General features: G+C 72.7%; 18 protein-coding genes. 15 read left to right on the forward strand and 3 right to left on the reverse strand.

Annotation, left to right across the window (positions count from 1 at the left end; all coding sequences use genetic code 11):
* The first annotated feature begins 215 nt into the window (after positions 1–215).
* The 12 genes from ACF1BH_RS26780 to ACF1BH_RS26835 all read left to right on the forward strand — a co-directional run bounded on the left by ACF1BH_RS26780 (position 216) and on the right by ACF1BH_RS26835 (position 10,099).
* A complete protein-coding gene (locus ACF1BH_RS26780) occupies positions 216–1,049 on the forward strand; it encodes a helix-turn-helix transcriptional regulator (RefSeq protein WP_391646428.1) in 834 nt (277 codons plus the stop codon).
* Positions 1,046–2,467, forward strand: coding sequence for a Fe-S cluster assembly protein SufB (sufB, locus tag ACF1BH_RS26785; protein WP_030282980.1), 1,422 nt, complete (start codon positions 1,046–1,048; stop codon positions 2,465–2,467). Before ACF1BH_RS26780 ends, sufB begins: the two co-directional genes overlap by 4 nt.
* Positions 2,468–2,553: 86 nt before the next feature.
* Positions 2,554–3,735, forward strand: coding sequence for a Fe-S cluster assembly protein SufD (gene sufD / locus ACF1BH_RS26790; RefSeq protein WP_391646430.1), 1,182 nt, complete (start codon positions 2,554–2,556; stop codon positions 3,733–3,735).
* Positions 3,732–4,061, forward strand: a complete 330-nt coding sequence (locus tag ACF1BH_RS26795; RefSeq protein WP_030282983.1) for a non-heme iron oxygenase ferredoxin subunit — start codon at positions 3,732–3,734, stop codon at positions 4,059–4,061. Before sufD ends, ACF1BH_RS26795 begins: the two co-directional genes overlap by 4 nt.
* A gap of 7 nt (positions 4,062–4,068) precedes the next feature.
* On the forward strand, positions 4,069–4,833 hold the full coding sequence (gene sufC, locus ACF1BH_RS26800; RefSeq protein WP_391646431.1) for a Fe-S cluster assembly ATPase SufC: 765 nt from the start codon (positions 4,069–4,071) through the stop codon (positions 4,831–4,833).
* On the forward strand, positions 4,830–6,086 hold the full coding sequence (locus tag ACF1BH_RS26805; protein ID WP_391646432.1) for a cysteine desulfurase: 1,257 nt from the start codon (positions 4,830–4,832) through the stop codon (positions 6,084–6,086). The genes sufC and ACF1BH_RS26805 overlap by 4 nt, the downstream gene beginning before the upstream one ends.
* Positions 6,087–6,140: 54 nt before the next feature.
* Complete coding sequence (gene sufU, locus ACF1BH_RS26810; RefSeq protein WP_391646434.1) at positions 6,141–6,599, forward strand: Fe-S cluster assembly sulfur transfer protein SufU; 459 nt, start codon at positions 6,141–6,143, stop codon at positions 6,597–6,599.
* Positions 6,596–6,937, forward strand: coding sequence for a metal-sulfur cluster assembly factor (locus ACF1BH_RS26815; protein WP_030282991.1), 342 nt, complete (start codon positions 6,596–6,598; stop codon positions 6,935–6,937). The genes sufU and ACF1BH_RS26815 overlap by 4 nt, the downstream gene beginning before the upstream one ends.
* 116 nt (positions 6,938–7,053) lie before the next feature.
* Positions 7,054–7,374 carry a DMT family transporter gene (locus ACF1BH_RS26820; protein WP_391646436.1) on the forward strand — a complete coding sequence of 107 codons (321 nt, stop codon included), beginning with the start codon at positions 7,054–7,056 and terminating at the stop codon, positions 7,372–7,374.
* The gene (locus tag ACF1BH_RS26825) at positions 7,374–7,913 is read left to right on the forward strand and encodes a TetR/AcrR family transcriptional regulator (RefSeq protein ID WP_391646438.1); all 540 of its coding nucleotides are present in this window, start codon (positions 7,374–7,376) and stop codon (positions 7,911–7,913) included. The genes ACF1BH_RS26820 and ACF1BH_RS26825 overlap by 1 nt, the downstream gene beginning before the upstream one ends.
* Positions 7,914–8,099: 186 nt before the next feature.
* Entirely contained in the window at positions 8,100–9,089 is a 990-nt protein-coding gene (gene dapD / locus ACF1BH_RS26830) for a 2,3,4,5-tetrahydropyridine-2,6-dicarboxylate N-succinyltransferase (RefSeq protein WP_391646440.1), read from the forward strand.
* A 119-nt stretch (positions 9,090–9,208) separates the two neighbouring features.
* Positions 9,209–10,099 carry an EI24 domain-containing protein gene (locus tag ACF1BH_RS26835; RefSeq protein ID WP_391646442.1) on the forward strand — a complete coding sequence of 297 codons (891 nt, stop codon included), beginning with the start codon at positions 9,209–9,211 and terminating at the stop codon, positions 10,097–10,099.
* Between the two features lie 78 nt (positions 10,100–10,177).
* Here the strand turns inward: ACF1BH_RS26835 and ACF1BH_RS26840 are convergent, their stop codons facing one another.
* The gene (locus tag ACF1BH_RS26840; RefSeq protein ID WP_391646445.1) at positions 10,178–12,025 is read right to left on the reverse strand and encodes an endonuclease/exonuclease/phosphatase family protein; all 1,848 of its coding nucleotides are present in this window, start codon (positions 12,023–12,025) and stop codon (positions 10,178–10,180) included.
* Positions 12,026–12,244: 219 nt separating this feature from the next.
* On the opposite strand from ACF1BH_RS26840, the gene ACF1BH_RS26845 reads away from it, so the two are divergent.
* The 3 genes from ACF1BH_RS26845 to ACF1BH_RS26855 all read left to right on the forward strand — a co-directional run bounded on the left by ACF1BH_RS26845 (position 12,245) and on the right by ACF1BH_RS26855 (position 16,506).
* Positions 12,245–13,732 (forward strand): hypothetical protein, encoded by a 1,488-nt coding sequence (locus tag ACF1BH_RS26845; protein ID WP_391646447.1) that lies wholly within the window; start codon positions 12,245–12,247, stop codon positions 13,730–13,732.
* A 375-nt stretch (positions 13,733–14,107) separates the two neighbouring features.
* The gene (locus tag ACF1BH_RS26850) at positions 14,108–15,418 is read left to right on the forward strand and encodes an alkaline phosphatase PhoX (RefSeq protein ID WP_391646449.1); all 1,311 of its coding nucleotides are present in this window, start codon (positions 14,108–14,110) and stop codon (positions 15,416–15,418) included.
* 59 nt (positions 15,419–15,477) lie between these two features.
* Positions 15,478–16,506 (forward strand): MsnO8 family LLM class oxidoreductase, encoded by a 1,029-nt coding sequence (locus tag ACF1BH_RS26855; protein WP_391646451.1) that lies wholly within the window; start codon positions 15,478–15,480, stop codon positions 16,504–16,506.
* 49 nt (positions 16,507–16,555) lie between these two features.
* Here the strand turns inward: ACF1BH_RS26855 and ACF1BH_RS26860 are convergent, their stop codons facing one another.
* Both ACF1BH_RS26860 and ACF1BH_RS26865 read right to left on the reverse strand, forming a co-directional pair.
* On the reverse strand, positions 16,556–17,836 hold the full coding sequence (locus tag ACF1BH_RS26860; RefSeq protein ID WP_391646570.1) for a TerD family protein: 1,281 nt from the start codon (positions 17,834–17,836) through the stop codon (positions 16,556–16,558).
* Positions 17,837–17,952: 116 nt separating this feature from the next.
* Complete coding sequence (locus ACF1BH_RS26865; protein WP_391646453.1) at positions 17,953–18,225, reverse strand: GlsB/YeaQ/YmgE family stress response membrane protein; 273 nt, start codon at positions 18,223–18,225, stop codon at positions 17,953–17,955.
* Positions 18,226–18,314: the final 89 nt, after the last annotated feature.

Consider the following 18,314-nt stretch of genomic DNA (forward strand, 5'->3'; position numbering starts at 1 on the left):
GGTGGCCTCCCCCGGGCGCTCCGGTCCGGTGAAGATTTTTTCCGCGGATTTCCGGGCGTCCGCGCGGTGATCGCGGTCCGCGCCCGTTCCGCTCAACAGAGGGCTTCCGGGCCTCCGGACCCCCCTCGTTTAGGTAACCCTAAGTGATCGAGGACACCGTTGCGTGGCCCTGTCGAGGGTTGTCGCGGCTCGCGGAATTACGCAACAATGGCGTTGTGAAAAACGCGAGCGAGGAGCGGAAGGGATCCCCGGCCGGTACGGCCGCCGGGGCGCGCCCGGTCGTCTCCGGGCAGCCCGCCCGGGGCGCCGCCCCGCAGGACGAGCAGCAGGGCACGCGTAACCGCGTCGCCCGCTCCATCCTCGATCACGGTCCGTCCACCGCCGCCGAGCTGGCGCTGCGCCTGGAGCTGACCCAGGCGGCCGTCCGCCGGCACCTGGACGCGCTGGCCGCCGACGGCGTCGTCGAGCCTCGCGAGAAGCGGGTCTACGGCACCCGCGGCCGCGGCCGCCCGGCCAAGGCGTTCGCCCTCACCGACTGCGGCCGGGACGCCTTCGACCAGTCCTACGACGAGCTGGCGACCGACGCCCTCCGCTGGATCGCACGGTGCGCCGGTGGCGGCGAGGAGGGCGAGGCGGCGGTCGCCGCGTTCGCCCGCGCCCGCCTGGCCGCACAGGCCGAGGGGTACCGCCGGGCCGTCGAGGCCGCCGGGCCCGAGGGGCGCACCCAGGCCCTGGCCGAGGCATTGACCGCGGACGGGTACGCTGCTACGGCGCGCAGCGCGCCCAATTCCCAGCTCGGTGAACAGCTCTGCCAGCACCACTGCCCGGTCGCCCATGTCGCCGAGCAGTTCCCGCAGCTGTGCGAGGCGGAGACCGAGGTCTTCTCCCGTCTGCTGGGGACCCATGTACAGCGGCTCGCCACCATCGCCCACGGCGACGGGGTGTGCACGACCTTCATCCCGAAGGCGGGCGCGCACGGCACCACCGCGCCCGACACCACGAAGACCACCACAGCATCTGCAAGCACGGCCGGGAGGAACCCCGCATGACGCTCCCCACGGAGACTGCCCACCCCGAGCTCGACGGACTGGGCAAGTACGAATACGGCTGGGCCGACTCCGACGTGGCCGGAGCCTCCGCCAAGCGCGGTCTGTCCGAGGCCGTCGTCCGCGACATCTCGGCCAAGAAGAACGAGCCGGAGTGGATGCTCAAGCTCCGTCTCAAGGGCCTGAAGCTGTTCGGCAAGAAGCCCATGCCCAACTGGGGCTCCGACCTCTCGGGCATCGACTTCGACAACATCAAGTACTTCGTCCGCTCCACCGAGGAGCAGGCCGCCTCCTGGGAGGACCTGCCCGAGGACATCAAGAACACCTACGACAAGCTGGGCATCCCCGAGGCGGAGAAGCAGCGTCTGGTCGCCGGTGTCGCCGCGCAGTACGAGTCCGAGGTCGTCTACCACCAGATCCGTGAGGACCTGGAGGAGCAGGGCGTCATCTTCCTGGACACCGACACCGCGCTCAAGGAGCACCCGGAGCTCTTCCAGGAGTACTTCGGCACGGTCATCCCGGTCGGCGACAACAAGTTCGCGTCGCTGAACACCGCGGTCTGGTCCGGCGGGTCCTTCATCTACGTCCCCAAGGGTGTCCACGTCGACATCCCGCTGCAGGCCTACTTCCGGATCAACACCGAGAACATGGGCCAGTTCGAGCGGACGCTGATCATCGTCGACGAGGGTGCCTACGTGCACTACGTCGAGGGCTGCACCGCCCCGATCTACAAGTCCGACTCCCTGCACTCCGCGGTCGTCGAGATCATCGTGAAGAAGGGCGGCCGCTGCCGCTACACGACGATCCAGAACTGGTCGAACAACGTCTACAACCTCGTCACCAAGCGCGCCGTCGCCTACGAGGGCGCGACGATGGAGTGGATCGACGGCAACCTCGGCTCCAAGGTGACCATGAAGTACCCCGCGGTCTACCTCATGGGCGAGCACGCCAAGGGCGAGACGCTCTCCATCGCCTTCGCGGGCGAGGGCCAGCACCAGGACGCCGGTTCCAAGATGGTCCACATGGCGCCGAACACCTCCTCCAACATCGTCTCCAAGTCGGTGGCGCGGGGCGGCGGCCGCACCTCGTACCGCGGTCTGGTCGAGATCGGTGAGGGCGCGGCGGGCTCCAAGTCCAACGTGCTGTGCGACGCCCTGCTCGTCGACACCATCTCCCGCTCGGACACCTACCCCTACGTCGACGTCCGCGAGGACGACGTGTCGATGGGCCACGAGGCGACCGTCTCCAAGGTGAGCGAGGACCAGCTCTTCTACCTGATGGCCCGTGGCCTGACGGAGTTCGAGGCCATGGCGATGATCGTGCGCGGCTTCGTCGAGCCGATCGCCAAGGAGCTCCCGATGGAGTACGCGCTGGAGCTCAACCGGCTGATCGAGCTGCAGATGGAAGGCGCGGTCGGCTGACGGCCACGGAACACCCCTGACCGACGCGGCGGCCTTCCCCCGGGAAGGCCGAGTATCGCAACGAGAAAGCGAGCACGACGACAGCCATGGCTGAGGCTCAGAACATCCCGGCGGGTTCCACGACCACCGGTTCCATCGCGGTGGCCGCGGAGTCCACCGTCGCCACCCGCATGAGTGCGCCGCCCTCCTACGACGTGGCGGACTTCCCGGTGCCGCACGGCCGGGAGGAGGAGTGGCGGTTCACCCCCCTCGCCCGCCTGAAGGGCCTGCACGACGGCACCGCGGTCACCGAAGGCGGCGTCCTCGTCACCGTCGAGACCCCGGCGGGTGTCACCCAGGAGACCGTGGACCGCGACGACCCGCGGGTTGGCAAGGCGGGCACCCCCGTGGACCGTGTCGCCGCGCAGGCGTACACCTCCTTCGAGAAGGCGCACGTCGTCACCGTCCCCAAGGACACCCAGCTCACCGAGCCGATCCGGATCGGTGTGCAGGGCCAGGGCGGCACCGCCTTCGGCCACCAGGTCATCGAGCTGGGCGCGTTCGCCGAGGCGGTCGTCGTCATCGACCACACCGGCGACGCCACCCTCGCGGCCAACGTCGACTACCTCCTCGGTGACGGCGCCAAGCTGACCGTCGTCTCCGTCCAGGACTGGGACGACACGGCCGTCCACGTCGGCCAGCACAACGCGCTGATCGGCCGCGACGCGAGCTTCAAGTCCGTCGTCGTGACCTTCGGCGGCGACCTCGTCCGGCTGCACCCGCGGGTCAATTACGCGGCGCCCGGCGGCGAGGCCGAGCTGTACGGCCTGTACTTCACCGAGGCCGGCCAGCACCAGGAGCACCGCCTCATGGTCGACCACTCGGTGCCCAACTGCCGCTCGCACGTCACGTACAAGGGCGCCCTGCAGGGCGACGACGCGCACGCGGTGTGGATCGGCGACGTCCTCATCCAGGCGGCCGCCACCGGCACGGACACCTACGAGCTCAACCGCAACCTCGTCCTCACCGACGGCGCGCGGGTCGACTCGGTCCCCAACCTGGAGATCGAGACCGGCGAGATCGTCGGCGCCGGTCACGCCTCGGCGACCGGCCGCTTCGACGACGAGCAGCTCTTCTACCTGATGGCCCGTGGCATCCCGGCCGAGGAGGCCCGCCGCCTGGTCGTGCGCGGCTTCTTCGCCGAGCTGATCCAGCAGATCGGGCTGCCGGACGTCGAAGAGCGTCTGATGGCCAAGATCGAGGCCGAGCTGGAAGCGGCCGCGGCATGAGTTACGTACGTGTGGCGACGCTGGGCGAGCTGGCGGAGGACACCCCGAAGCGGGTGGAAATCGACGGCACGCCGGTCTCCCTCGTCCGCACCGAGGGCGAGGTGTTCGCGATCAACGACATCTGCTCGCACGCGAACGTCTCCCTGTCGGAGGGCGAGGTCGAGGACTGCTCGATCGAGTGCTGGCTGCACGGATCGAGCTTCGACCTGCGCACCGGCAAGCCGTCCGGCCTCCCCGCGACGCGTCCCGTCCCCGTTTACCCCGTCAAGATCGAAGGAGAGGGCCCGGAAGCTTCCGTGCTCGTCTCCGTCACCCAGGAGTCCTGAGTTCCCCATGGCAACGCTTGAGATCCACGACCTGCACGTCTCCGTCGAAGCCGAGAACGGCCCGCGCGAGATCCTGAAGGGCGTCGACCTGACCGTGAAGCAGGGCGAGACGCACGCCATCATGGGCCCCAACGGCTCCGGCAAGTCGACCCTCGCGTACTCCCTCGCCGGTCACCCCAAGTACACGATCACCGGCGGCACCGTCACCCTCGACGGCGAGGACGTCCTGGAGATGTCCGTCGACGAGCGCGCCCGCGCCGGCGTCTTCCTCGCCATGCAGTACCCGGTCGAGGTCCCCGGCGTCTCCGTCTCCAACTTCCTGCGCACCTCCGCCACCGCCGTCCGCGGCGAGGCCCCCAAGCTGCGGCTGTGGGTCAAGGAGGTCAAGGAGGCCATGGAGCGTCTCCAGATGGACCCCGCGTTCGCCGAGCGCAACGTCAACGAGGGCTTCTCCGGCGGTGAGAAGAAGCGCCACGAGATCCTCCAGCTGGAGCTGCTCAAGCCGAAGATCGCGATCCTCGACGAGACCGACTCCGGCCTCGACGTCGACGCGCTGCGCACCGTCTCCGAGGGCGTCAACCGCGTCCGCGAGACCGGCGAGGTCGGCACCCTGCTGATCACCCACTACACGCGCATCCTGCGCTACATCAAGCCCGACCACGTCCACGTCTTCGCGGCCGGCCGCATCGTCGAATCCGGCGGCGCCGAGCTGGCCGACAAGCTGGAGGCCGAGGGCTACGAGGAGTACACGAAGGGCGGCGCGACCCTGTGACACAGATTCCGGGCCTCCTCGACACCGAGGCGATCCGCAAGGACTTCCCCCTCCTGGACCGCCAGGTCCACGAGGGCAAGAAGATCGTGTATCTGGACAACGCGGCGACCTCGCAGAAGCCGCGCCAGGTGCTCGATGCGCTGAACGCCTACTACGAGCGCCACAACGCCAATGTTCACCGCGGTGTCCACGTCCTCGCCGAGGAGGCCACGGAGCTGTACGAAGGCGCCCGCGACAAGGTCGCCGCCTTCATCAACGCGCCGAGCCGCGACGAGGTGATCTTCACCAAGAACGCCTCCGAGTCGCTCAACCTCGTGGCCAACATGCTCGGTTGGGCCGATGAGCCGTACCGCGTGGACCACGAGACCGAGATCGTCATCACGGAGATGGAGCACCACTCCAACATCGTCCCGTGGCAGCTGCTGTCGCAGCGCACCGGCGCGAAGCTGAAGTGGTTCGGTCTCACCGACGACGGCCGGCTCGACCTCTCCCGCGTCGACGAGGTCATCACCGACCGCACCAAGGTCGTCTCCTTCACCCTGGTCTCCAACCTCATGGGCACCATCAACCGGGCGGAAGCGATCATCCGGCGGGCCCAGGAGGTCGGCGCGCTGGTCGTCATCGACGCCTCGCAGGCCGCCCCCCACATGGTGCTCGACGTCCAGGCCCTCCAGGCCGACTTCGTGGCCTTCACCGGCCACAAGATGTGCGGCCCGACCGGCATCGGCGTCCTCTGGGGCCGCCAGGAGTTGCTGGAGGACCTCCCGCCGTTCCTCGGCGGCGGCGAGATGATCGAGACCGTCTCGATGCACTCGTCGACGTACGCGCCCGCGCCGCACAAGTTCGAGGCGGGTACGCCCCCGATCGCGCAGGCCGTCGGCCTCGGCGCGGCCGTGGACTACCTCTCCGCGATCGGCATGGACAAGATCGCCGCGCATGAGCACGCGATCACCGAGTACGCCGTCAAGCGGCTGCTGGAGGTCCCGGACCTGCGGTTCATCGGCCCGTCCACGACCGAGGACCGCGGCGCGACGATCTCCTTCACGCTCGGCGACATCCACCCGCACGACGTCGGCCAGGTGCTCGACGAGCAGGGCATCGCGGTCCGGGTCGGCCACCACTGCGCGCGGCCGGTCTGCCTGCGGTACGGAATTCCTGCGACCACCCGTGCGTCGTTCTATCTGTACTCCACCCCGGCCGAGGTCGACGCCCTGGTCGAGGGCCTGGAGTACGTCCGCAATTTCTTCGGTTAGACAGACAGAGCGGTAGACCACGCACAGCGGATGAGGACGAGGACTGACTGAGCCGTGAAGCTGGATTCGATGTACCAGGACGTCATCCTGGACCACTACAAGCACCCGCACGGGCGCGGTCTTCGGGACGGCGATGCCGAGGTGCACCACACCAACCCCACCTGCGGGGACGAGATCACCCTGCGGGTGCGGCTGGACGGCACGACCGTCGCGGACGTGTCCTACGACGGCCAGGGCTGCTCCATCAGCCAGGCCAGCGCGTCGGTGCTCAACGACCTGCTGGTCGGCAAGGAGCTCGGACAGGCGCAGCAGATCCAGGAGACCTTCCTGGAGCTGATGCAGTCCAAGGGCAAGCTGGAGCCCGACGACGCGATGGAGGAGGTGCTGGAGGACGCCGTGGCGTTCGCCGGCGTCTCGAAGTACCCGGCACGGGTGAAGTGCGCCCTGCTCAGCTGGATGGCGTGGAAGGACGCCACGGCCAAGGCCCTTTCCGAGGAGGCGAAGACCGCATGACCGACACGCCCGAGAACACCCTGACCAAGCCGGCCTCTGAGGAAGAGGTCCGCGAGGCCCTGTACGACGTCGTCGACCCCGAGCTGGGGATCGATGTCGTCAACCTCGGCCTGATCTACGGCATCCACATCGACGACGCCAACATCGCCACCATCGACATGACGCTGACGTCCGCGGCCTGCCCGCTGACCGACGTCATCGAGGACCAGGCGAAGTCCGCCACGGACGGAATCGTCAACGAGCTGAAGATCAACTGGGTCTGGATGCCCCCGTGGGGTCCCGACAAGATCACCGACGACGGCCGCGAGCAGCTGCGCGCCCTGGGCTTCAACGTCTGACCGACGCCCCGTCACCCCGTACGGCCGTGCCCTCCGACACCTCGGAGGGCACGGCCGTCGGCGTGTGCGGCGCCGGGATGTGTACATCTGTACGCATCGCCGGTTAGGCTCCCGCCATGGGCTATCTGACGCTGGCCGGGGCGATCCTCTCGGAGATCCTGGCGACCACCGCGATGAAGTACAGCGACGGCTTCAGCAGGCTGTGGCCCTCGCTCGCCACGCTGGCCGGCTATCTCGTGGCCTTCACCCTGCTCGCCCGGACCCTCCGGACGATGAGCGTCGGCACCGCGTACGCGATCTGGGCCGGCGCCGGTACGGCGGTGATCGCGGCGATCGGCATGGTCTTCCTCGGCGAGAGCGCCGGCCCGCTGAAGATCCTCGGGGTGCTGCTGGTGATCGCGGGCGTCGTGGTGCTCCACATGGGCGGTGCGCACTGATGGCCCGGCGGCACGACCCCGAGCGGCGGCAGCGGATCATCGACGCGGCGATCGGCGTGGTCGCGGCCCGCGGCATCGCCGGGCTCAGCCACCGCGCGGTCGCCGCGGCCGCCGATGTGCCGCTCGGCTCGACGACATACCACTTCGCCACCCTCGACGATCTCCTCGTCGCCGCGTTGGAGCAGGTCAACGCCGGGTGGCTGGCGGACTTCGGCCGCTGGGTGGACGGGCTGGACGGTGACGCGCCGGCCGCCGACGACGTGCTGCGGCTGGTCGCCGACACGCTCGCCGGGGACCGTGCCCGGGTGACGCTGGAGTACGAGCTGTATCTGGCGGCGCTGCGCCACCCCCGGCTGCGGCCGCTGGCCGCCGACTGCCTCGACGAGATGGCCCGGGTGCTCGCCCGCCGCACCGGCGATCTGCCCACCGCCCGCGCGCTGGTGGCCTTCGCCGACGGGCTGATGCTCCAGCACCTGCTGACCGGCCGCCCGTTCGAACCGGAGGCGCTGCGGGCCGGGTTGACGGCGGCGCTGGTCTGAGCGGCGGGCGTCCGGCCGTCCGCGGCCGGCGGCCGGGCGGCGGCGCCGGGCGCGGGTCCGGACCGGGCGGGCGCGGGACCTGCGGTGGGCCGCTTTCCGGGCAGCGGACCGGGCGGGTCCCGGTCGCCGGGCCCGGGCGGTGAGACCGGTTCGCCTCGGCGGGGGCCCTCCGGTTAGGTTTTCGGCATGACCGATGCTGCTACCTCCCGTACGACCGGCGCCGTCGCCGCCGGGCTCGCCACCGTCACGCCCGACGGCACCGTCCTCGACACCTGGTTCCCCGCGCCCACCCTGGACGCCGCGCCCGGCCCGGCCGGTACCGAGCGGCTGACCGCCGAGCAGGCGGCCGAACTGCTGGGCGAGGCCGCGCCGCAGGCCGTCGGGCCGGACCCGGTCCGCGGTGTCGAGGTCGTGGCCGTCCGCACGGTCATCGCCTCGCTCGACGACAAGCCGCTCGACGCACACGACGTCTACCTGCGCCTGCACCTGCTCAGCCACCGGCTCGTCGCACCGCACGGCCTGAGCCTGGAGGGCCAGTTCGGGCTGCTGGCGAACGTCGCCTGGACCTCGCTCGGCCCGGTCGCCGTCGACCAGGTGGAGACGGTCCGCCTCAACGCCCGCGCCGCGGGCAAGCACCTCCAGGTCACCAGCGTCGACAAGTTCCCGCGGATGACCGACTACGTCGCGCCCGCCGGGGTGCGGATCGCCGACGCCGACCGGGTGCGCCTGGGCGCCCACCTCGCGGCCGGCACCACCGTCATGCACGAGGGCTTCGTCAACTTCAACGCCGGTACGCTCGGCACCTCCATGGTCGAGGGCCGCATCAGCGCGGGCGTCGTCATCGGTGACGGCTCCGACATCGGCGGCGGCGCCTCCACGATGGGCACCCTCTCCGGCGGCGGCAAGCAGATCATCGCCATCGGCGAGCGCTGCCTGCTCGGCGCCGAGTCCGGCATCGGCATCGCCCTCGGCGACGAGTGCGTCGTCGAGGCCGGCCTCTACGTCACCGCCGGGACCCGCGTCACGCTCCCCGACGGTCAGGTCGTCAAGGCCCTGGAGCTGTCCGGCGCCGACAACATCCTCTTCCGCCGCAACTCCACCACCGGAGCCGTCGAGGCCCGCCCGAACAAGGCGACGTGGGGCGGCCTCAACGAGGTGCTGCACAGCCACAACTGAGCCGCCGCCGCGTGCCGCGAACGCCCCCGTACCGCCGTGTACGGGGGCGTTCGCGTGTCCGCCGCGCGGTTGTCCACAGCCCTACCGGCCGGGCGCGGGCCGAACGTAGGGTTTGCGACATGCGTGATCTTGCAGCGGGGATGCGGTATCTGGCCAGGGGACAGCGGTGGGTCGCCGGGCACGGGCGGTGGTGGGGGTTCGGGATGATCCCGGCGCTCATCGCGCTGGTGCTCTACGGCGCGGCGCTGACCGTGCTCGCCCTCTTCGCGGGGGATCTCGCCGCGTGGGCCACGCCGTTCGCGGACGGCTGGGGCGCGCCGTGGCAGGGGCTGCTGCGCGGTCTGTTCGTGGCGCTGCTCGTCGCCGGGGGACTGATGCTCTCCGTGCTGACGTTCACGGCCGTGACGCTGCTGATCGGCGACCCGTTCTACGAGTCCCTGTCGGAGCGGGTCGAGGAGTCCGAGGGGCACTGCCCGAGCGCGCCGGACCGGTCGCTGTGGCGGGAGATCTGGATCGCGCTCCGCGACAGCGTCCATGTGCTGCTGCGCGCGGCGCCGTTCGGCATCGCGGTGTTCGTGCTGGGCTTCCTGCCGTTCGTCGGGCAGACCGTCGTCCCGGCCGTCGGCTTCTGCGTCTCCGGCTTCTTCCTCGCCGTGGAGCTGACGTCGGTGGCGATGCAGCGCCGCGACATACCCGTGCGGGAGCGGCTGCGGCTGCTCGGCGGCCGCAAGGCGCTCGCCGTCGGCTTCGGCACCCCCGTCGTCCTGCTGTTCCTCATACCCTTCGCCGCGGTGTTCCTGATGCCGGGCGCGGTGGCCGGGGCGACGCTGCTGGTACGCGATCTGGTGCCGGGGGAGCGGGAGCCGGAGGCGGGTGACGGACCGGGCGCGGAGGTGCCGGTGGGCGCCGGGCCGGCGGGCGCGGGCGCGCCGCCGGCGGCCGGGGCACCCGCCGCGGGAGGTGGCTTCGGGCCGCCGCCCGCGCCGTTCACCCCCGGCCCGGGGGCCTGACGGGGCCCGGGGCGCGGGCGGCGGCGGACGCCTCGCGGCGGCCCGCCGGCCGGTCACCGGCGCCCCGGGTGGGGTGGCTCAGGGGCGGATCCGCAGCACCTGCGGATCGTGGTCGCTGGCCTGGTCGGCGTACTCCGCGTTGAGGTGCACCACGTCGTAGTCGGTGCCGCGCAGCTGCGGGCTGGTGAGCATGTGATCGAGGACCTGGGAGTTGCCGGAGTAGACATAGCCGTAGCGCTCGGCGCGGGGCAGGCCGTTGACCTGGTCGGTGAGGACGCCGCCCGCGGTGAGGGTCTTCAGGGCGGGGGAGAACTGGTAGTCGTTGAGGTCACCGGCGACCACCACCTCGGCCTTGGCGTCCTTTGCCAGCAGGTCCTTGACGAAGCGGTTCACCAGACCGGCCTGGGCGGTGCGCTGCTTCTCGGAGCTGCGGGCGGGCTGCTGGAAACGGCTGTCGAGGCCCTGGTCGCCGCCCTTGGAGTTGAAGTGGTTGGCGACGACGAAGAACCGGCGCTCCGGGCGGCCCTTGACGGCGAACTGGCCCACCAGCGGCTTGCGGCTGTCCTGCCACGCCGGGTCGGTCGGCGCGATCCGCCCGGGCGAGGCGGAGAGCGTCGCCCTGCCGTGGTCGGCGCGGGGTTCGACGGGGGTGGTGGCGTTGCCGCCCGGGATATCGGTGAAGCTCACCGTCGCGGGGTTGTAGAGGAACGCGACGCGGATGTTGCCGCCGGGCTGGCCGCCGTCCTTGTCGTTCTCCGGGTCGATCTGCCGCCACGCGTAGGCGGGGCCGCCGGCCGCTTTGACGGCGTCGGTCAGCTTCTTCAGGGTGCCGTCCGCGGCGACGGTGCCGTCGTCGGTGGGCCCGCTGTTGTCCTGGACCTCCTCCAGGGCCACCACGTCCGGCGCGGCGAGGTTCTTGACCAGGCCCTTGGCCAGCCGGTCGAACTTCGCCTGCCCGGTGGCGGGGGAGAGGTTCTCGACGTTGTACGTCGCGACGGCCACCTCACCGGGCCGGGAGGCGCGGGTCGCCTCGGGCGCCGGGGCCTTGCCGGTGACCTTCCCCAGTGTGGTGGCCTGGAGGGTGTAGCCGCCGAAGTTGTCGTAGTCCAGCGGGCCTTCGGTGGTGCCGCCGAGGGTGGTGCCGACGTCCGCCACCGGGAAGGGGTCCGTGTCGAGCGGCAGCAGCGAACCGATCTTGATGCGGGCCGGGTTGGGGTCGGCGTACGAGCCGTAGAGGACGCCGCCGCGGGCGGTGCGGGAGTGCTTCGGGTCGGCGGTCACCCACAGCTCGTGGTGGGCGTTGGTCGGGCCGACGACGGGTGCGTCGGCGACCGAGACCCGCATGCCCTCCAGGGACTCGTACAGGTCCAGGGCATAGGAGCGGGGGCGCAGCGGCAGCGACTCGATGTTGCCGCCGTCCGCGTCGGGGGCGTAGGCGCCGGGTATCGCGGCGGCGTCCAGGCGGACGGCGGCGGGCAGCGGCCGGCCGGACGCGGTGACCTGCCAGGTGGCGCCGGTCAGCTCGGTGACGGACTGGAGCCCGGCGTCCTTGCCGCCGGGGTAGTACTCCTCGACCGTACCGGCGACGGTGACCGCATCACCGACGGCGACCTGCGGTGTCGTCTTCCCGGTGAAGACGAAGATCGCCTCGCTGGTCGCCGGGTCGTCGTCCGGCTGCGGGTCCTGCACCCAGAAGCCGCGGGCGGAGCCGAAGGTGCGCAGCGCGGTGACGACGCCCGGCACACCGGAGACCTGCTTCCCGGCGAGCGGGGAGACGCGGGTGGTGCCCTGGATGTCGTGGATGCGGGTACCGGCGGCGTGGGCGGTCTGCGGGAGCACCACCAGTCCGGCGGTGAGGGCGGCGGCCACCGCGGCGGCGACGGTGACCGGTCTGCGGAGCGGACGGCGGGACGGCGAGGACGGCATGGTGGTGCCTCCGGAGGGGGGAAGAAGCGGGTGCGGAGTGGGGGGTGGGCGCGTGATCCGCGCCTTCTACGCGCGTCAATCTCTTGTGTGCCCAGGGGAGTTGTCAAGGTGTTCCGGGTGACCGGCAGGGGGCCGCGGGGTGAACCGTCCGGCATGCGGCGAATTCCGTCTACGCTGGGGCGCGCACGAGCCGAAGTCCTCCGAGGAGCTGAGCCCCAGATGTCCGCAGACCGCCCGACCCTGCCGCCGGTGCGGCTGCACTCCGACGCGGAACTGGCCCGGGACGCGCTGAGCGCCCCCTTGATGGCGCGGGCGGCGCAGCTCGCCCGCTGGGCCGAGCGGGGTGTCCCCGTCGGCGTCGGCGGCGAGATCCTGGAGGAGTCGCTGGGCGCCGCCACCGAACACCTGGGCCTCACCGCCGACGAGGACGGCCCCGGGCTCACCGCGGAGGCGTGGCAGCTCGCCGTCGACACCGGCCTCGTCGAGATCGAGGAGACCGAGGAGACCGGCGAGGGGGACGACACGGAGGACGGCGCCGCCGTCGGCCTGGCCACGCCCGGTGAGGAGCTGGCGCAGCTCACCGGCGGCAGCCCGCAGGACGTCCTCGACATCTGGCTCGGCGGCATGGAGACGGTCCTCGCCGACGCGGTCGCCCCGGACCTCGCCGACCTCGCCGATCAGCTCGCCGACGGCGGTGAGCTCGACCTCGACGCCCTCGACTGGAACCCGGAGGAGGAGGCCGAACTCCTCGACGGCATCCTCGGCAACCTCTACCTGCTGACCGCGCTCGGCGACGAGCCCGGCCAGAGCGTGCCGCTGCCCGCGCTCGCCGCCTCCATGATCGTGCCCGACGACATGGACGAGCCGACCGACGACATCCTCGAAGAGGTCTCCGAGGCGATGATGCGCCTGGACGACCAGTTCCGGGTGCTGGAGCCCATCGGTCTGGTGGCGTACCAGCCGGTCGACGAGGCGCTCATCGAGGAGCTGGACGACGCGGGCGACACGGTCCGCGCCGCCGAGCCGCTGACCGACGAGGACGTCACCCGCTACGGCATGGTGCGGCTGACCCCGCTCGGCGTCTACGCGGTCCGCGCCCGGATGCAGGAGGCGGGCGTGTACGCCCCGGCCGTCGGCGATCTGCGGGACGCCGCCGCCGGGACGCTGCTGGAGGAGCTGCCCGACTACCCCGAGGACCTGGCGCGGGAGGAGTCCGAGCAGTGGCTCGCGCCCCGTACGCCGCTGGATGCCGCACGGGAGCTGCTGGTGGCGGCCCGCGGTGACGACGAGCGGGCGCCGCTGCGGCGGCTCGCCGCGCAGCAGACGCTGGCGCTGGTCGACGCGGCGGCGGAGCCCGCGCTCCGGGAGGTGCTGGACGACCGGCAGCTGGGCGGGCTGGCCCGGGTCTGGCTGGCCGAGCGGGGCCTCGCCGACATCCCCGAGCCGTCCCAGGACATGATCTTCTGGCTCACCGTCGACACCATCGCCGCCCAGCTGGGCACCGCGGACGAGGACACCGAGGAGCTGCGCGACCTGGTCGTGGGGCTGACGGGGCAGCACAGCGGCTTCTTCGACGCGGTCTGGCGGGTGGACCACCCGGCGACCGCCGACGTCCTGGAGGCGATGGGCCGGCTGCACCCCGACCGGAAGGCCGCCAAGGAGGCACGTAAGGCCGCCTACAAGGCGCGCTCGCGCGCGGGGAACTGACGCGGACGCCCGGCACAGGGCCCGGCACGGCGGGCGGCGCGGACACGAGGGTGTCGGCGCCGCCCGCCGGCGTGTCGGGGCAGGTGTGGCCCGGCGGCGGGCGCGTCCCGGGACCGTCCCGGACGACGTCATGCCCGGTCGCCCGGCTTCCGCGGCAGGTCGGGCCCGCGCCAGGTCGGGCCCCGGACGGGGCGGGCGGCGGAAGCCGGGGGCGCGGCCGGTTCCCGGGTGAGCGCCGCGGTCCCGGCTGCCGGGGCGCACGCGCCGACGCCCGGATCCCGGCCCGTCGTGCCCCGTTCAACTGCCGTTCGCGGGCGGGCGGGAGCGTGTGCCGGTAGCCGTACGGGACCGAATCCGGCCGTTCAGGAGATGACCATGCCGCTGACCCGGAGAGACCTCGCCGCGGGCGCCGCCACCGGTGCCGGGGGCGCCCCGGCCGGGAGTGCGGGGGTGCCGGTCGCCGGGCCCGAAGCGGGCGCCACGAGTGCCGGGCCCGCCAACGGAGTCGGCGCGCACGGCCCGGGCCACGGTCCGCTCGTCCCCGGCCCGGACGGCATTCTCGCGCTGCCTGCCGGGTTCTCGTACCGCATCGTCCCCCGCACCGGCGTCACCACGCCCGACAGCGGTGCGTCCACGCCCCCGCACCACGACGGCACCGGCGCCTCCGCGGGGCCGCGCGCCGCCACCCCGCCGGTCGACGGCCGCGAGCCGGCCGGCCCCCGGTCCGACCGGCCGCACCCGGTGCCGCCCGCCGAGGGGCCGGCCCACGACGATCATGCCTTCGAGAGCGTCCCGGACGATCTCGCCGCGGGCCGTGCCGCCCGGCCGCTCACGGCGCTGGGCCGCTTCGCCTGCGCGGCCGTCGTCGCCGACCCGCGCCGCGGCCACCTCTACCTCACCGAGAACGCCGGCACCGAGAACGCCGGCACCGAGAACGCCGGCACCGAGAACGCCGGCACCCCCGACGGGCTGCTCTACCGCTGGACCCCGCCGCCCGGCTTCCGGCACGGTCGCGGCCGGCTGCGGGACCTCGCCGACGACGCGGGGGTGCTCGCCGCGGCCCGCTGCTACGACTCCGGCGGCCGGTTCGTCGACGACCTCTCCCGGGCGACCCGGCCCGGCACGGTCCACGGCGTCGACTGGATCGAGGTCCCCGACCGCGCCGCCCGTACGGTCCCGGTGCGCCGGCAGTTCGACGACGGTGAGATCACCCGCGCCCGGAGGCCGGCGGGCATGTGGTGGGCCGACGGCGGCGCGTACCTCGTCTTCTCGTCCCCCTGCGCGCAGAGCCCGGGCCGGCACGCCGGGCAGGTGTGGTTCCTCGATCCGGGCCGCCGGACGCTCACGCTCACGCTGCGGTTCGGCGTCAACCCCGCCCCGGAGCGGGACGGTGCGTACGACGGCCCCGGCACCATCAGCGTCTCGCCGCACACCGGGCCGATCGGCGACGAGGACGGCGAGGGCGTCCGGCACCCCTTCGGTGCCACCGGCGACGGCCGGACCCGCCCGGTCGCCCGCGGCGGCATGGACAGCGGCACCGCCGGGGGGCCGGAGCACGGCGCGTTCACCGGCCCGGTCCTTCCGCCCGACGGGCGCACCCTCGTCGTCAGTCTTCAGGAACCCGGCCTGATGGTTGCCGTCACCGGTCCCTGGCGCCGTCAGGACCGCCCCGGCCACCGGCGGTGACGTCCGGGTGACCCCCGGGCACGGCGGAATCCTGGGCGCCCGCGGGCGTTGAAGGAGAGATGAGCCCGACGACACGGACGACCCGCTTCTCGGTCCTGGACCGCTCCCGCACCCGGCAGGGACACCCCGACGCGGCGGCGCTGCGCGACACGGTGGAGCTGGCGCGCCACGCCGAACGCCTCGGCTACCACCGCTTCTGGGTGTCCGAGCACCACGGCGTGCCGGGCGTCGCCGGTTCCGCGCCGACGGTGTTGGCCGCCGCGGTCGCCGGGGCGACGGACACGATCCGGGTCGGCACGGGCGGGGTGATGCTCCCCAACCACCGGCCGCTGGTGGTGGCCGAGCAGTTCGGGGTGTTGGAGGCGCTGTTCCCCGGGCGGATCGACATGGGGCTCGGCCGCTCGCCCGGGTTCACCGACGGCATCCGCCGCGCCCTGGGCGCGGACAAGGCGGACGGGGCGGGGTTCGCGGCGCAACTGGCCGAGCTGACCGGTTACTTCGACGGCACCCAGCGCGCCCATCCCCAGGTCCACGCCCGGCCCGCCGAGGGGCTCCGCGTCCCCGCGTTCGTCCTGGCGACGGGCGCCGGGGCGCAGGTGGCGGCGGAGGCGGGGCTGGCGCTGGTCATCGGCGAGGTGCGCGGCCGGCGCCGGATGCGGGAGGCGATCGACGGCTACCGCGCGGCGTTCCGGCCCTCGGCGACGTGGCCGCGGCCGTATGTCGTGGTGGCCGCGACGGTCGCGGTGGCCGCCACGACCGCGGCGGCTTACCGGATGCTGCTGCCGGAGGCGTACGCCATGGCCCATGCGCGGACCCACGGGGTCTTCCCGCCGTTGCGGCCGGCGGCCGGACCACCGGCGGAAGCGGCGATGGGCGCGCGCGAACGCGGTTACGCCGAGGAGGAGTTGCACGGCCGGATCCACGGCACGGAGGAGGAGGTCGCCGACGCGCTGGGGACGCTGATCGGGGAGACCGGGGCGGACGAGGTGCTGGTGAGCACCAGTACGTACGAGCGCGGGGCGGTGCTGGAGTCGTACGCCCGGCTGGCCCGGCTGGTGGGGCTGCCGGAGCGGGCGGCGGCGCGCTGACCGGCCCGGCGGCGGGCGGAGCGCCGCCGCCCGCCGCCGGGGTGCCGGCTCAGAGCGCCGCGCCGCCCGGCTTGGTCATCCCGCGGACCGTCCGCGCGTCGACGAACTCACCCAGCGCCGTCATCTCCCACTCGCCGGAGTACTGCCGGATGAGCTTGGCCATCAGGACGCCGGTGCGGGGCTCGGCCGAGGTGAGGTCGAAGCGGACCAGCTCCGCGCCGGTCTGTGCGTCGGTGAGGCGGCAGTACGCCTTGGCGACATCGGTGAACTTCTGGCCGGAGAAGGAGTTCACCGTGAAGACCAGGCCCGTGACCTGCGGCGGGATGCCGCCGAGATGGACGGTGATGGTCTCGTCGTCGCCGGAGCCGTCGCCGGTGAGGTTGTCGCCGGAGTGCTGGATGGCGCCGTCGAGGACGGTCAGCTTGCCGAAGAAGCAGTTGTCGATCTTCTTGCGGTCGGGGCCGTAGGCGATGACCGAGGCGTCCAGGTCGATGGACTTGCCACGGAAAGCGGGCTCCCAGCCCAGGCCCATCCGGACCGAACCGAGCAGCGGGCGGCCGCCCTTGACCAGCGAGACCGTCTCGTTCTTCCGCAGGCTGACCCGGCCCTTGTCCAGATTGACCTTCCCGGCGGCGGGCGGCGCCGGAGGGGCCGGGGGCGTGGCGCCCGGCGGCGGGGCCAGCGGGGCGGGGGCACCGGTCGGCGGCGCCCACTGCCCGGCGGGCGGCGTGGCGGGCGGGGCAGGAGGGGCGGGAGCGGCCTGCGGCGCGGGGGCCGGAGCGGGCGGCGCCGCCGGGGGTGCCGGAGCGGCGGCCGGAGCCGCGGGCGCCGCCGGTTCCTCGACGGTGACGCCGAAGTCGGTGGCGATACCGGCGAGCCCGTTCGCGTATCCCTGGCCGACGGCGCGGACCTTCCAGGCGCCGCCCCTGCGGTAGATCTCGACGACGACCAGCGCGGTCTCCGGGCCGAGCCCGGGCGGGGTGAAGGAGGCGAGAACGGCGCCGGTGTCGGCGTCGCGCACGGTGCCGGTCGGCTCCGTACCGGCGAAGGTGGCGCCGGGGGCGTCCGGGCTCGCGGTGACGACGATCTTCTCGATCTCCGCGGGGATCGCCGCGGTGTCGACGGTGATGGTGTCACCGCCTCCGGCCGCCCCGGCGCCGTGGGTCACCCCGGGGCCGCCGCTGGGCTGGTTGTAGAAGACGAAGTCGTCATCGGAACGCACCTTGCCTGCGGCGGTGAGCAACAGGCCCGAGACGTCCAGCCGCACGGGGGCGGTGACGTCCACCGCCACCCGTGCGGCGCCGAGCGGGAGATTCGAGCCAGGAGTCATTGCGGTCATGCCAGCAGTAACGAACGGCTCGCCTTTGCGGTTCCATTACCCGGGCCCGTCCGGGTGGTCCGGCTCCGCGGGCCCGCCGGACCGGCTCCGGCGGGCGGCCGGGCCGGTCAGCGGCGCTCGGTGGAGTTGCCGAAGAGCAGCCGGTAGAGGATCAGCAGCACGAGGGAGCCGGCGATGGCGGCGACCCAGGTGGAGAGGTCGAAGATGTCCTTCGGTATGGGCCGGTCCAGGACCTTGACGGACAGCCAGCCGCCGACGAACGACCCGACGATGCCGGTGAGCGTGGTGCCCACCAGGCCGCCCGGGTCCCGGCCCGGCAGCAGGATCTTGGCGATGACGCCCGCGATCAGCCCCAGGACGATCCAGCTGACGATACCCATGGTGTGTTTCCTCGTTCCTGCGCGCCGTGGCGCCGGTGTGACGTGCGGTTTCCGTATCTGGCGTGTCGCCCTCAAGGACGCCGTGGAGG

The organism is Streptomyces sp. NPDC014733 (assembly GCF_043083385.1).
Taxonomy (GTDB): Bacteria; Actinomycetota; Actinomycetes; order Streptomycetales; family Streptomycetaceae; genus Streptomyces.